At 65.1% G+C, this 13,430-nt stretch carries 9 protein-coding genes and 1 pseudogene; 9 read left to right on the forward strand and 1 reads right to left on the reverse strand.

Annotated elements, in window-relative coordinates; translation table 11 throughout:
- Nucleotides 1–23: 23 nt before the first annotated feature.
- Together CDV46_RS03675 and CDV46_RS03680 are read left to right on the forward strand one after the other, a co-directional pair.
- The gene (locus CDV46_RS03675) at nucleotides 24–3,782 is read left to right on the forward strand and encodes a BTAD domain-containing putative transcriptional regulator (RefSeq protein WP_176399000.1); all 3,759 of its coding nucleotides are present in this window, start codon (nucleotides 24–26) and stop codon (nucleotides 3,780–3,782) included.
- Between the two features lie 188 nt (nucleotides 3,783–3,970).
- Complete coding sequence (locus tag CDV46_RS03680; protein ID WP_170936069.1) at nucleotides 3,971–4,558, forward strand: molybdopterin-dependent oxidoreductase; 588 nt, start codon at nucleotides 3,971–3,973, stop codon at nucleotides 4,556–4,558.
- 14 nt (nucleotides 4,559–4,572) lie between these two features.
- Here the strand turns inward: CDV46_RS03680 and CDV46_RS03685 are convergent, their stop codons facing one another.
- Nucleotides 4,573–5,565, reverse strand: coding sequence for a FadR/GntR family transcriptional regulator (locus tag CDV46_RS03685; RefSeq protein ID WP_087721826.1), 993 nt, complete (start codon nucleotides 5,563–5,565; stop codon nucleotides 4,573–4,575).
- A gap of 290 nt (nucleotides 5,566–5,855) precedes the next feature.
- On the opposite strand from CDV46_RS03685, the gene CDV46_RS03690 reads away from it, so the two are divergent.
- The 7 genes and pseudogenes from CDV46_RS03690 (at nucleotide 5,856) to CDV46_RS03720 (ending at nucleotide 13,421) form a co-directional block, all read left to right on the forward strand.
- On the forward strand, nucleotides 5,856–7,061 hold the full coding sequence (locus CDV46_RS03690; RefSeq protein WP_058376754.1) for an ABC transporter substrate-binding protein: 1,206 nt from the start codon (nucleotides 5,856–5,858) through the stop codon (nucleotides 7,059–7,061).
- A 160-nt stretch (nucleotides 7,062–7,221) separates the two neighbouring features.
- Nucleotides 7,222–8,079 (forward strand): branched-chain amino acid ABC transporter permease, encoded by an 858-nt coding sequence (locus tag CDV46_RS03695; RefSeq protein ID WP_087721827.1) that lies wholly within the window; start codon nucleotides 7,222–7,224, stop codon nucleotides 8,077–8,079.
- Complete coding sequence (locus tag CDV46_RS03700; protein WP_087721828.1) at nucleotides 8,079–9,074, forward strand: branched-chain amino acid ABC transporter permease; 996 nt, start codon at nucleotides 8,079–8,081, stop codon at nucleotides 9,072–9,074. Before CDV46_RS03695 ends, CDV46_RS03700 begins: the two co-directional genes overlap by 1 nt.
- Nucleotides 9,071–9,838 carry an ABC transporter ATP-binding protein gene (locus CDV46_RS03705; RefSeq protein ID WP_087690452.1) on the forward strand — a complete coding sequence of 256 codons (768 nt, stop codon included), beginning with the start codon at nucleotides 9,071–9,073 and terminating at the stop codon, nucleotides 9,836–9,838. Before CDV46_RS03700 ends, CDV46_RS03705 begins: the two co-directional genes overlap by 4 nt.
- Nucleotides 9,835–10,536: an ABC transporter ATP-binding protein gene (locus tag CDV46_RS03710; RefSeq protein ID WP_087690453.1), complete on the forward strand. Its 702-nt coding sequence runs from the start codon at nucleotides 9,835–9,837 to the stop codon at nucleotides 10,534–10,536. Before CDV46_RS03705 ends, CDV46_RS03710 begins: the two co-directional genes overlap by 4 nt.
- A 115-nt stretch (nucleotides 10,537–10,651) precedes the next feature.
- Entirely contained in the window at nucleotides 10,652–11,914 is a 1,263-nt protein-coding gene (locus CDV46_RS03715; protein ID WP_087721829.1) for a Zn-dependent hydrolase, read from the forward strand.
- Nucleotides 11,915–11,973: 59 nt separating this feature from the next.
- A pseudogene (locus tag CDV46_RS03720) lies at nucleotides 11,974–13,421 on the forward strand (M81 family metallopeptidase).
- The last annotated feature ends 9 nt before the right edge of the window (nucleotides 13,422–13,430 follow it).

A 13,430-nucleotide genomic window follows, 5' to 3' on the forward strand; every position in this document is an offset into this window, starting at 1 on the left:
TGCCTATTTGCCGTCCAGGGACAATGCAAGCCACCAGATCGCTCTACCTGCTCGGACCGATGCGGGTCGAACAAGGCAAACAGTCGTGTGCCGTGAAGTACACGAAGGCACGCGGCATGCTCGCCTATCTCGCCCTGCAACCGGGCTTCCACACCCGCGGCGCGCTGGCCGACCTGTTCTGGCCCGACGAAGACGGCCAGGGCGGACGCGACAAGCTCAAGCGCATGCTCTTCCATCTGCGCGACACCCTCGGCGACGAACTCTTCGAGTCGGACCGCCAGGTCGTGCGCCTGCGCCCCGAGACCGGCCTGTGGATCGACGCGCACGTTTTCGCGAGCATGATCACGCAGGCCAGCCGCACGCTTGATGGCGTGACCGGCCTCGATCTTGCCGCCCATCTGCAACAGCTCGCCGATGCCGTCGCGCTCTACCAAGGTCCGTTCCTGCATGGCCTGTCCGTGCGCGACACCCCCGACCTCGAGCAATGGATCGAGTTGCAGCGCGACGAATACCAGCGCCGCCGGGTCTTCGGCGAACGCCTGCTGGCCGACGGTTACGCCCGCCTGGGCGACCTCGACCAAGCCCTCGCCCATGCGCGTCAGCTCGTCTCGCTCGCGCCCTTCGATGAATCCGGCTGGCAGTGCCTGCTCGCACTGCTGTTGCGTGCGGGACGCCGCGACGAGGCGGAAAACGAATATCGCCGCCTGTGCGACATCCTGCGTGACGAACTCGGCGAATTGCCGGGCGAGGCCCTCACCCAGTTGCTCGAAACGCCGCCCGCACGCATGGAACAGCGCGCCACCGGCCCCGAGCGGCGGCAGGTGACGGTCGTCGCCGTCGAACTCGCCCCCAACGGCATCGACGACCCCGACCAGCTCGTCGGCGTGATGCGCCCGCCGCTGGTGAAGTGCGAAACGATCCTGCGTCAGTCATGGGGTTACACGCTGCGCACACCCACGGGCGGCCTGCTCGGCTACTTCGGCTATCCGACGGCGCTCGAAGGCGCCGGCCGCCATGCCGTGGAAGCGGCCATGCGCTGCGCGCAAGCCACCACCGCCCGCGTCAGCATCGGTGTGGGCGTTCACACCGGCATTGTCATCAGCTCGGCAGCAGACGACAGCCCCGACACCGGCGGACGTGTCTCGCGCTCTGCCGTGCAACTGGCCGATATGGCGCAGGCTGGCGAAGTGCTGATGTGCGATGCGACGCAGCGTCTGATCGGCGTCGCGCTGGCCAGTACGCCGCACGGCAGCGTGCGCGAGCGCCATGCCAATCGCGACATTCCGGTATTTCGCGTCAATCCCGACCCGACGCCCGAGCGCCGCTCGCGCCGTCGCGCGGCCATGCTCTTCGGGCGCGATTCGGCGCTGGCCGAACTCGGCGCCGCCCACGCCAGCGGGCGGGATGCGAGCACCGGCCATGGCGTCGTCGCCCTCGTGATCGGCGAGGCGGGCATCGGCAAATCGGCCCTCACCCGTCACTTCGTCGACACTGGCGGCTTGCGCGTGATCGATCTCGCCTGTGCGCAAGACGGCGCCGGTACCCCGTTCCATCCCATCGTGCGCTGGCTGCGTGCGCAACCGGTCGCCGAAGCCTCGCAATTGCCGCAACCGGCATTGCTCGCCTACCGGCGTTTGCGGCACTTGTTCGAGACGCCCGCCGACATCGCGGCACCGCACGCGTGGAAGCAGGCCGTGCTCGACGAAGCGCCGCGACTGCTCGCAGCGCTGCTGCCCGATGGCGGCGTGCTGCTGCTCGACGACGCACACTGGGCCGACCCATCGACGCAGGAACTGCTCGCGCTGATGGCCGAGAACCCGCCTGCGGGCCGTCTGTTGATGGTCTGCGCACGCCCTGAATTCGAAGTGCCGTGGCGGCACACCGTCGCGTTGCGGCGGATCGATCTTGCGCCGCTCGACGCGGGCGCGGCGGCGTCCATCGTGCGGGCAGCAACGCCCCGCGTCGCCCTGCCGGCAGCCCTGCGCGAGCGCATCGTGCATTTGGCCGAAGGTGTGCCGCTGTTCCTGCAAGAACTCGCCCGCGCGACCGCTGCCCAGCAAGGTGGCCGTAACGCCGGCGGCATGCCCATGCCGGCGAGCCTGCAAGAGTTGATGATGGCGCGCATCGATGCGGCTGGCAGTGCGAAGCCGGTGGCGCATTTCGCTTCGTGCTTCGGTCAGGAATTCCACGCCGATCTGCTCGCGTCGGCGAGCGGGCGCACGATGCCCCTCGTCGAACGCGCACTCGACACGCTCGTCGCCTGTGCACTCGTGCAGCGACAGGAAAGCGGGCGCTATGTGTTCCGTCATGCGTTGCTGCACAAGGCCGCCTACGACGCTCAGCCTCAGGAACGCCGTCAGGACGCGCATCGCCGGATTGCACTCGCCATGCGCGAGCACGACCCGGCCATCGTCCAGACCGAACCCGAAGTGCTCGCGTGGCATTTCCGTCAGGCCGACGAACCCGACGCCGCCATCGAGCATTACCGGCTGGCGGGGGGTTATGCCACCGGACGTCAGGCATTTCGCGAAGCCTGCGCGCATTACCAGAGCGCGCTCGACGTGCTGCGTCAAACGGGCCCTAGTACCCAAACCGCACCGCATGAATTGCAACTGCGCATGGCGCTCGGCGTGCCGCTCGTCTCGCTGCACGGCTACGGTTCGGAACCCGCGCGGCACAACTTCGAAACGGCACTCGCGCTTGCCCAGCCGATGGGCGACGACGTCGCGTTGTTCCCCGTCTACTGGGGACTGTGGCTCGGCTCCAGCTCGTGGAGCGACTTTGACCGCAGCGTCGATCTGGCCCGCAAGCTCATCCTGATCGCCGAACAGGCCGGCGACGCGCCGCTGCTCGCGCACGCTTACTACGCGCTCGGCAACAGCCTGTGCTGTCAGGGCGACTTTGGCGGCGCGGTGACCGCGCTCGAAACCGGTATTGCGCATTACCGCCCTGAGACGGCAGACACGGGCCTTGGCGAAGACGCCAAGATCACCGGGCTGTCGTTCCTGTCGTGGGCTTACTGGTTCACCGGACGGCACGACGCCTCGCTCGCCGCCAGCGAAGAAGCGCTGGCGATGGGCCGTCAGCAAGGCCGCCGCTACTCGTTCTCGTTCGCGCTGGTGTTCGCCGCCTTGCTGCGCCGCTTGCGGCGTGAAGTCGCGTCGGCCGAAGCGCTGGCCAGCGAAGCCACCGAAGTATCGGAAGAGACTGGCGTGGCACTTTGGGCACTGGCGGGTCAGACGATTCGCGGCTGGGCACTCGCCTCGCGCGGCGACGCAGCCGGGTTGGAGCGCATCACCGATAGCGTCGGGCGCCTGAGCGAAATCATGGGCGGCGTGGAAGGCATCTTCTTCGGCTTGCTGGTGGAAGCCTGCGCGGGGACCGGCGACATTGCACTGGGCCTGCATGCGGCAGAACGCGGTGCGCACGTGTCGGCACGTCGCAACGACGGCCACTGGCAGGCGGAATTTCTGCGGCAGAAGGGTGACTTCCTGCGCGCGGGACATCATCCGGAAGACGCCGTACGGCCGTGGCTCGAACATGCGTTGCAGATTGCCCGCGCACAGGCCTCACCGATGCTGACGTTGCGTGCGGCAGTCAGTCTGCTGCGCGTGGGGGGTGGCGATGCCCCGGGAGATGCCGACTGTGCCGTGCTGCTGCGCGAAGCGCTCGATGGCCTGCAAGGCGGAGAAAGCCTGACCGACGTGCAGGAAGCCCGCGCCATGCTCGCCGATGTGACGGCGAAGTTGCCCGATCGGCGCACGGCCCGCTGCGGTAGCTGATACGGAAATCGATTCGGCAGCCGGTGCCGCCTGACGGCATCGCACCGGCACGCCGGAGCCTATGACGCGCCTTCGCGAGCCCTTGCTGCAAGCCGAATAGCGGCTATCAGGCACCTCGTATGTCCGTGCCGGGGGCGGCGGCTATATTGATGCCACCGGTGCCCCCAAGCCCGTACACCGAATCCGACATGCCCATCGAACCCTTGCGTGCGTCGGCGTCCAACACGCCGGCTGCCGCCTCTGACACGTCTCGTCTGACCACGCCCGGTGCGCCGCTCACGCTGGTGAGTCCGCCACCGGCCATCACGTCGCTCGTCTCGCACGAAGTCGTGGTGTCCGGTTGCGTGAATCGCCGCCACTCGTTCGACCTCGCTTCGCTCATGCGACTGCCGACCCAACTCACGGGGCCGCTCGATGTCGTGTGTCTGTCCGGGCGGAAAGTGCGCAGCGCGAGCGAATACAAAGGCGTGCGGCTTACGGCACTGCTTGACGTGGCGCGCCTGCGCTTGCCCCAAGCGCGCGACTTCACCCGTGCTTATGTACTGGCAGAGGGTGCCGATGGCTATACGGTCATGTTCTCGTGGCACGAGTTGTACAACACGCCGGTCGGCGTAGGTGCACTCGTGGTGTATGAACGTGACGGCCGGCCGCTCGGGGAAGACGAAGGCGGCATCGGCCTGATTTCAACGTGTGATTTGCGCGTGGCATTACGACAAGTGCGCGCCCTCACACGACTCACCGTGCATCTGGCCGAGTCCGGCGCCGGCACGCGCTGACGCGGCGCGACTTATCAACCCTTCTTGCGCGGCGTCGCCCGGGTCGTCGCCACGGGCTTGGCCGGGGCTTTCTTCGCTACGGCCTTCACACGCGCCTTCACACCGGCCTTCGTCGCCACTTTTGCCGCAACCTTCGCCGCCGTCTTGCGAGGCGCACGCGCCGTCTTCACCGGTGCCGACGCCGCGGCCCCACTCTGCGAGCGAACGCGTTGCTGCATGTCGGCAATATCCGAATCGAGGATCAACCGCCCGCGCAGCTTGCCATTCATGCGCTTGATGTAAGTGCGCGCCTCCTGCATATGAAACTGCATGAGTGAACGCACGCGCTCCACATCGCCTGCCCGTGCGGCGTCCGTGATCTGTCGATGGATGTTGACGTTGGCCGTGCCGAACTTCTCGTGTTCCTTGCGCGGTGTTTCGTTGCCGAACACGATCAACTGGCGAATCATCTCGTTGACGAGTTCGCACGTAAATCGCAGGAAGCTATTCGGATTCGCCGCCGCGAGAATATCGTGAAAGTCGACGTCGGCCTGACGCTGGCGCAGCAGTTCGCTTCTGTCGTGCGACGCGGGGCTGCAACATGACATGTTGTTCTCCAGCGCCGCGAAATCGTCCTCGGTGAGATGCGGCACCGCGCCGGCCGCCAACTCCGGTTCAAGCAACTGACGCACGGTGTAGATGTCGTCGATGCTCACTTCCTTGAAGAACAGATAGTTCTGCATCAACTGGAAGGTGCGCTCCAGCGGCACTTCCACCACCATGCCGCCACCCGACGGTCCCGTGCTCACCTTAATGAGCCCTTGCACCTCAAGCGACTTGAGGGCTTCGCGGATGGTGCTCTTCGACACCGCGAACATCTGCTGCAACTCGATCTCGCGCGGCAACCGATCGCCGGGCAACAGGTTGCCTTCGGTGATCAGGCGCTTGATGGCCTCGGCGACGAGATCGCCGCGTTTCTGCTGTTTGATTTCCAACGGTTCTCGCATCGTTTGCGGATCCAATGCCATGTGGCGCCTCGTTAGGCTCTTGTTCACCCGTCAGACCGGCACGCCGGTAAATCCGGAGACTCCGGTGCCTCCGATCTCGAATTTTTTCCCGATTGACACCGAAAAGCATTATACCTACGATCAAATTCATCCTATTTATCATGATAAATATGACGGATAGGAATTAGGGGGAACAGACCCTAGGCCCCGGACGTCGCACATTGTCGTTGCCAGGTTGCTGCCTGACCCGAGCGTGACGCGCTGCACGTTTGCACCCCATGAACGATTGCTCCCCTTCATTGGAGACCATCTTGAATCGTCGTGAACTGTTGAAGCTCGCCGCCGCTGCGTCTTTGCCTGGCTCCCTACTTACCGCCCGCGACGCGTTCGCACAGGCCTCCGGCGCCATTCAACTGGCCTGTCCGGTGCCGATGTCGGGCCCGTTCGCCGCCAACGGCAAGTTTGCCGATCTCGGCATGAAGCTCATCGTCGAGCAGTACGGCAAAGTGCTGGGCCGTCCGCTCGCCTACACCACACTGGATACCGAAGGCAAACCCGCCACGGCCATTCGCCGCGTGCAGGAAATCGCCCAGCAAAAGGGCGCGCGCTTCTTCGCGGGCGGCATCCTGTCGTCCGAGGCGCTGGCGATGGGCAAGGAAGCCGAGAAGGCCGGCGGCATCTTCATCACCACGGCCGGTGCGGACGAAATTACCGGCAAGGATTGCAACAGCGCAACCTTCCGCTGGTCGGTGCCCACGTTCGGTGCCATCGAACAAACGGTGCGCCCGCTGATCGACGCGCACCCGAAAGCGAAGCGCTGGTACACCATCACGCCGCAATACGTGTTCGGCGACGGCCTGCTCACGGCCGCGAAGAACATCTTCAAAGAGAAGGGCATCGAGCACGTGGGCAACAGCTATCACTCGCTCACCGAGAAGGAATTCTCGGGCTATCTCACCAACGCCGTCGCGGCCAAGCCCGACGTGCTGCTGATTCTGAACTTCGGCTCGCAGTCGTCCGATACGCTGCGTCAGGCCGTGAGCTTCGGCATGAAGAACAACTGCACGATCCTGATGGCGTGGGCCTCGGGTCTGGAGCAGTTCGAGACGCTCGGTGCCGATCTGTGCGATGGCGTGTACTTCGGCGCGCAGTACTGGCACGCCGTGGCCTCGCCGCTCAATCTCGACCTCGTCAAGCGCACGCAAGACCGCTTCAAGCAGAACCCGAACTACAGCCTTGCCGGCTCGTACATCTGCACCAAGCTCATGCTCGATGCGATGGTCAAAGCAGGCAGCGCCGATCCGAAGGCCGTCATCGCGGCGATGGAAGGCATGAAGTACGACGGTCTCACGGGTCCGGAAGAAATCCGCAAGGGCGACCATCAGGTACTCAAGAACTACTACCTGCTCAAGGGCAAGGCCAAGTCGAAGATGAAGAATCCCGACGACTATGCCGACATCGTGAGCGCAGGCAAATCGTTCCTGCCGCTCGACAAGACCGAGTGCAAGATGGCCTGATTGGCGCAGCCGTGCGTTATTGGCACACCCAATGCACTCGGCTGTCGCCGTTCGCGGGGACGCGTACTCGTCGTCCCCGCATCTGTCGTCCGCGCGGCGCGTAACTCGACTTACGCCCGCGTGCGGCGGCCCACGTCCACTCAAGCTCTTCGGGACGCGCATGAACGTTTATTTGCTGCAAGTCATCAACGGCGTCGGCATCGGCATGCTGTACTTCCTGCTCGCCGTCGGCTTATCGATCATCTTCGGCCTGTTGCGCTTCGTGAACTTCGCGCACGGCGCCTTCTATCTGCTCGGCGCGTACTTCTGCTTTCAGGCGATGCAATGGGGCCTGTCGTTCTGGCTCGCGCTCATCGTGTGCCCGATCGTCGTGGCCGTCGTCGCATGGATTGCCGAGAAGGTTCTGCTCTCGCATATCTACGACAAGGCGCATGAGTTCCACATTCTCGTGACCGTCGGCCTTGCCCTCGTCGTGCAGGAACTGGTCATCATCGTGTGGGGGCCGCTTGGCGACAACGTGCCGGTGCCGCAGGCACTGGATGGCGTCGTGATGTGGGGCGCCTTCATCTATCCGAAGTACCGCCTCTTCCTGATCGGCTTCACCGCAGTCTTCGCCGCCATTCTCTGGTGGCTGCTCGAAGGCACCCGGCTGGGCAGCGCGGTGCGCGCGGGCAGCGAGTCGTCGGAGATGGTGTCGTTGCTCGGCATCAACGTGTTCCGTGTGTTCAGTCTCGCCTTCGCACTGGGGGCAGGCACCGCAGCGCTCGCCGGTGTGCTCGCAGCCCCCGTGCGCGGCGTCGAACCGTTCATGGGCATCGAGGCGCTGGGCATCGCATTCGTCGTGGTGGTGATCGGCGGCATGGGCAGCTTTGCCGGTGCGCTGGTCGGGGGGCTGGTGATCGGCATCGTGCAGAGCCTGATGAGCACGATCTGGCCGGAAGGTGCCCGCCTGATGATCTATGTGGCGATGGCGGCGGTGCTGCTCATGCGCCCGCACGGTCTGCTCGGGAGAGGATGATGTTCGTACGCTACCGTTTTTGGCTGCTGGCTGCGGCCGTCACGCTGATCCTGCCCGCGACACTCTCGTCGGGCACGCTCGCCACCGAAGTCCTCGTCTATGCCCTCGCCGTGCTCGGCTGCAACCTTTTGCTCGGCTACACCGGGTTGCTGTCATTCGGGCAAGGTATCTTCTTCGGCCTTGGCAGCTACACGCTTGGCATTCTGCTCACGCGCACTGCATTGCCCATGCCGCTGGCGATCGTCGTCGCCATCGTGCTGGGTGCGTTGATTGCCGCTGTCGTCGGCAGTTTTGCGATCCGGCAGAAGGGCACGTACTTCGTGATGCTCACGCTGGCGTGTGCGCAGATGTTCTACTTCGTCGCCTACACCGCCACCGACTGGACCGGCGGTGACAACGGCCTGCTCGACATCCCGCGCAAATCACTCGCCATCGGCGGCCAGACGCTGATCCCCCTCACCACGCCGTGGCAGTACTACACCTTCGTGGCGGTGATCTTCCTGATCGTGTTCGCGGTGCTGTTGCGCGTGGCCGATTCGGTGTTCGGGCGCACGTTGCTCGCCATTCGCGACAACGAAACGCGGGCGGCCGCCATCGGCTATCACGTGAAGACGTTCAAGCTCGTGGCGTTCGCGATCTCGGGCGCCGTCACTGCGCTGGCCGGTGCACTGCATGCGCTGATGACGGGCATCGCACCGCTGTCGAACATCGAGTACCACACGAGCGAAATGATACTCGTGATGACGGTCATCGGCGGCACGGGCAACCTGTTCGCGTCGGTGCTCGGTGCGGCGTTCTACGTGCTGGCATCCGACTGGCTCTCGACGCTGTGGCCGCGCTGGCTGCTGTTGCTCGGCCTGCTGCTCATCGCCGTGAGCCTGTTCATGCACAAGGGGCTCTGGGGCGTGGCCGAGTCGTTGTGGTACCGGCTTGGCGGCAAACGGCCCGACGCGGATGAGCGCAGCAAACTGGACACGCAGGGAGACCCGACATGAGCGACGTTCTCATCGAAGCCGCCGGCATCGTCAAGCGCTACGGCAAGTTCACGGCCCTGCATGGCGTCGATCTGCGCGTCGCGCCGCGCACGGTGCACTCCGTGATCGGCCCGAACGGCGCGGGCAAGACCACGCTGTTTCACATGCTCACGGGCACCGTGCCGGTGTCTGGCGGGCGCATCCTGTTCGATGGTCACGACGTGACGACCGAAGCCGACTACCGGCGCGTGCAGCGTGGCATCGCGCGTTCGTTTCAGGTCACGGCGCTGTTCCAGAATCTGTCGGTGCGCGAAAACCTTCGCCTCGCGGCGCTTGGCGTCACACCGCGTCGTGCGCTGTCGTGCTGGAGCAAAGCAGAAGGTGCCCGCGCCTGCGCATCCGTGGTCGACGACGTGCTCACGCGGCTCGCCCTCACACGTCACGCCAACACTGCGGCGGGTTCGCTCTCGCACGGTCAGCAGCGCCGGCTTGAAGTCGGCATGGCGCTCGCGGCGCGCCCCAAGGCGATCTTTCTCGATGAGCCCACCTCAGGCATGGGCATCGACGATCTCGACGACATGAAGCAACTCATTCGCGGCCTGCGCGACGATCACACGGTTGTGCTCATCGAGCACAACATGAACATCGTGATGGACATCTCCGACACGATCACCGTGATGCAGCAAGGCCGCGTGCTGGTCGAAGGCAAGCCCGATGCCATTCGCGCCGACGAGCGCGTGCGCGCGGCGTATCTCGGCAACATGATCACCGGAGGCCGCGCATGATTCTCGACGTCGCAGGCGTTCATAGCTACTACGGCAAGAGCCACATTCTGCAAGGCGTATCGCTGACGGTCGGAGACGGCGAACTCGTCACCCTGCTCGGGCGCAACGGCGCAGGCAAGTCGACCACGCTCAAGACCATCGCGGGTGTCGTTACCCCGAAAGCGGGCAGCATTTCGTTCCTGGGCAAACCGGTCGCGGGTCAGCCCGCTCACCGCATTGCGGCGCGCGGCGTGTGCTTCGTGCCCGAGCATCGTGGCATCTTCAAATTGCTCACGGTCGAAGAGAATCTCAAGCTCGGCGCGCGTCGCGATTCCCCCTGGCAGCTCGCCGATATCTACCGCATCTTTCCTCGCTTGCAGGAACGTCGCAAAAACGGCGGCGCGCAGCTCTCCGGCGGCGAGCAGCAGATGCTCGCCATCGGCCGCGCGCTGATGAATCACCCGCGACTGCTCATGCTCGATGAACCGGTGGAAGGTCTCGCACCGGTGATCGTCGAAGAGATCGTGGCGCAGTTGAAACTCATCAAACAGGCCGGCGTCGCAATCCTGCTGGTCGAACAGAATCTGGAAGTCTGCACGCAGCTCGCCGACCGGCATTACATCGTCGAGCAGGGCGTGATCGTCTACGGCGCCGATAACGCTGCGTTTCTCGCCGACGAGGTGGTCAAAGACCGTTACCTCGGCGTGGGCGTGGCCTGACGCTGCTCATCAAGAACCCGGCGCGCGACGCTACGCCGCTCAGCGCGCGCGCCATTGTTGCCAATGCGTCCGACCGTCCCTCGGCGGGGCGGACGCCCCTAAGGACTGGTGAAACATGGAACGTCTCGACCCAACCGCTGCCGCAGTGCGCATCGACGGCGCGCGCCTGTGGGACAGCCTCATGCAACTCGCGCAGATCGGTGCGACCGCCAAGGGCGGCGTGTGCCGGCTGGCGCTGACCGATCTCGACCGGCAGGGCCGCGATCTCTTCGTGAAGTGGGCGACGGAGATCGGCTGCACCGTGCGTGTCGATGCCATCGGCAATATCTTTGCGCGCCGCGCCGGGCGCAACAACCACTTGCCGCCTGTCATGACCGGCAGCCATATCGACACGCAGCCGACCGGCGGCAAGTTCGACGGCAACTATGGCGTGCTCGCCGGGCTTGAGGTGCTGCGCACGCTCAACGATCGCGGCATCGACACCGACGCGCCGCTCGAAGTCGCCGTCTGGACCAACGAGGAAGGCTCGCGCTTCGTGCCGGTGATGATGGGCTCCGGCGTCTACGCGGGGGCATTCACGCTCGATCACGCACTGGTGCAGAAGGATCACAACGGCATCAGCGTGGCCGATGCGCTCGCCAACATCGGTTATGCCGGATCGGAATCGCCCGTCGGAAAACCCGGTGCCGTCGGCGCGTACTTCGAGGCGCATATCGAACAGGGTCCGGTGTTGGAGGCCAACCACAAGACCATCGGCGTCGTGCAAGGCGCCCTCGGGCAGCGTTGGTACGACGTGGCCGTCACCGGCATGGAAGCGCACGCTGGCCCCACACCCATGGAACTGCGTCGTGATGCGTTGCTGAGTGCGGCGCAACTGATTCAGGCCGTCAATCGCATCGCGTGTGAGCATGCGCCGCATTCGCGCGGCACCGTGGGCTGGGTCGATAACTATCCAAACTCCCGCAACGTCATTCCCGGGCGTGTGAAGTTATCCGTCGATCTGCGTGCCGCCGACGACGCCACGCTCGATGTGCTCGATGCCAAGCTGCGCGCCGAATGCGCCGCGCTCGCGGCCAACGGCATCGAGGTATCGGTCGAGCAAGTGGTGTACTTTCCGCCGCAACCCTTTGCACCAGAGCTCGTTGAGGCCATTCGCAGCGGGGCACAAGCGCTCGGACTGTCGTCGATGGATGCGATCAGCGGGGCGGGGCACGACGCCGTGTATCTCGCGCGCGTGGCGCCCACGGCGATGATCTTCGTCCCGTGCAAGGATGGCATCAGCCACAACGAAATCGAAGATGCCGATCCGGCGCATCTGGAAGCCGGTTGCAACGTGCTGCTTCAGGCCATGCTGCAACGCGCGGGAGGTGTCGCATGAAAGTGATGATCGCCCGCATGAATCACGAGACCAACACGTTCTCGCCGGTACCAACGCCGATGGAAGCGTTCGGCAATCACGGGCCGACTTACGGCGACGACGCCTATCGCGACAACAAGGGCATGCGCACCGCCATGGCCGCGTTCATCGATCTGGCCGAGGCGGCGGGCGCCGAGATGGTGACGCCAGTGTCTGCCGGTGCGAATCCGAGCGGCCCGGTGGCAGCGGCGGCGTACGACGAACTGTGCCGTCGCATCGTTGCGGCAGCAACAGGCGTCGACGCCATCCTGCTCGATCTGCACGGCGCGATGGTGGCCGAGAACAGCGACGACGGGGAGGGTGATCTGCTCGAACGCGTTCGCGCTGCCGCACCGGACACGCCGATTGCCGTGGCACTGGATCTGCACGCCAACGTCACGGCGAAGATCGTGACGAACGCCGACATCGTCGTGGGTTTCAAAACCTATCCGCACGTCGACATGTATGAAACCGGCGAACATGCCGGACGGCTGCTGTTCGACCTGCTGGCCGGCAAGCGCCGCCCGCGCGTGGTGTGGCAACAGCCGCCGCTGATGGTGCACTCGCTGCGCAGCACGAGCCATGGCGGCGCAATGAAACGCGCGCTGGATGCCGCGCGCCGTGCCGAAGCCGAGGAGGGTATTCCGGCAGTGTCGGTCTTCTCGGGCTTCTCGCTGGCCGACATTCCGGCGCCTTGCATCAGCGTGGTAGTCACGGCCGACGAGAGCGAAGAGGGCGACGACGGCGTCGCACGCGCACAAGCGGTGGCCGATCGCATCGCGCAGCAAGCATGGGACGAGCGCGACGGTTTTGTCTACGACAGCGCGCCGCTCGCCGAGTCGATTGTCGAAGCGAAGCGACTCGCGCAAGGCGCCGACAAACCCGTGCTGCTGCTCGATCACAGCGACAACTGCATGTCCGGCGGCACGTGCGACACGATGGACGTGCTGGAGGCCGCTTTGGCGGGTGGACTTACCGGCATTGGGGTGGGGCCGCTGTGCGACCCGGAGGCGGTCGCTACGCTCATCGCCGCAGGCGAGGGCGCGGAAGTGACGCTCGCCCTCGGCAACAAGCGGGCGATGCCGCAGTTGGGCATCACCAAGACGCCGGCGGTACTCACCGGCATCGTGCGCAAGGTGAGCGACGGCGAGTATGTGGTGAGCGGGCCAACTTACACCGGGCAGCGTTGCTACATGGGCCGCACGGTGCTGTTCGATATCGGCACGGCACGCATCGTGGTCACCGAGCGCACGCACGAACCGTGGGACCACGGTGTCTTCACGTGCGTGGGCTCGATCCGCGCAGCGAGCGCTTTTTGCTGCTCAAGTCGCGCATGTACTGCCGCCCGGTGTTCGTGCCGATCTCGGCGGGGCTGGTGGAATGCGACAGCAACGGTGTGACGAGTTCGAACTACGCCCTGTTCCCGTTCTCTCGCGTGAATCGCCCGGTGTATCCGCTGGATCGGGACGTCACATTCAAGACGCAGTAACGAGCGAGC

The organism is Pandoraea sp. PE-S2T-3 (assembly GCF_002179965.1).
Lineage (GTDB): Bacteria > Pseudomonadota > Gammaproteobacteria > Burkholderiales > Burkholderiaceae > Pandoraea.

Coding starts and splice junctions, on each gene's coding strand:
- CDV46_RS03675 (WP_176399000.1), top strand. CDS start 24: ATGCAAGCCACCAGATCGCTCTACCTGCTCGGACCGATGCGGGTCGAA.
- CDV46_RS03680 (WP_170936069.1), top strand. CDS start 3,971: ATGCCCATCGAACCCTTGCGTGCGTCGGCGTCCAACACGCCGGCTGCC.
- CDV46_RS03685 (WP_087721826.1), bottom strand. CDS start 5,565: ATGGCATTGGATCCGCAAACGATGCGAGAACCGTTGGAAATCAAACAG.
- CDV46_RS03695 (WP_087721827.1), top strand. CDS start 7,222: ATGAACGTTTATTTGCTGCAAGTCATCAACGGCGTCGGCATCGGCATG.
- CDV46_RS03700 (WP_087721828.1), top strand. CDS start 8,079: ATGTTCGTACGCTACCGTTTTTGGCTGCTGGCTGCGGCCGTCACGCTG.
- CDV46_RS03705 (WP_087690452.1), top strand. CDS start 9,071: ATGAGCGACGTTCTCATCGAAGCCGCCGGCATCGTCAAGCGCTACGGC.
- CDV46_RS03710 (WP_087690453.1), top strand. CDS start 9,835: ATGATTCTCGACGTCGCAGGCGTTCATAGCTACTACGGCAAGAGCCAC.
- CDV46_RS03715 (WP_087721829.1), top strand. CDS start 10,652: ATGGAACGTCTCGACCCAACCGCTGCCGCAGTGCGCATCGACGGCGCG.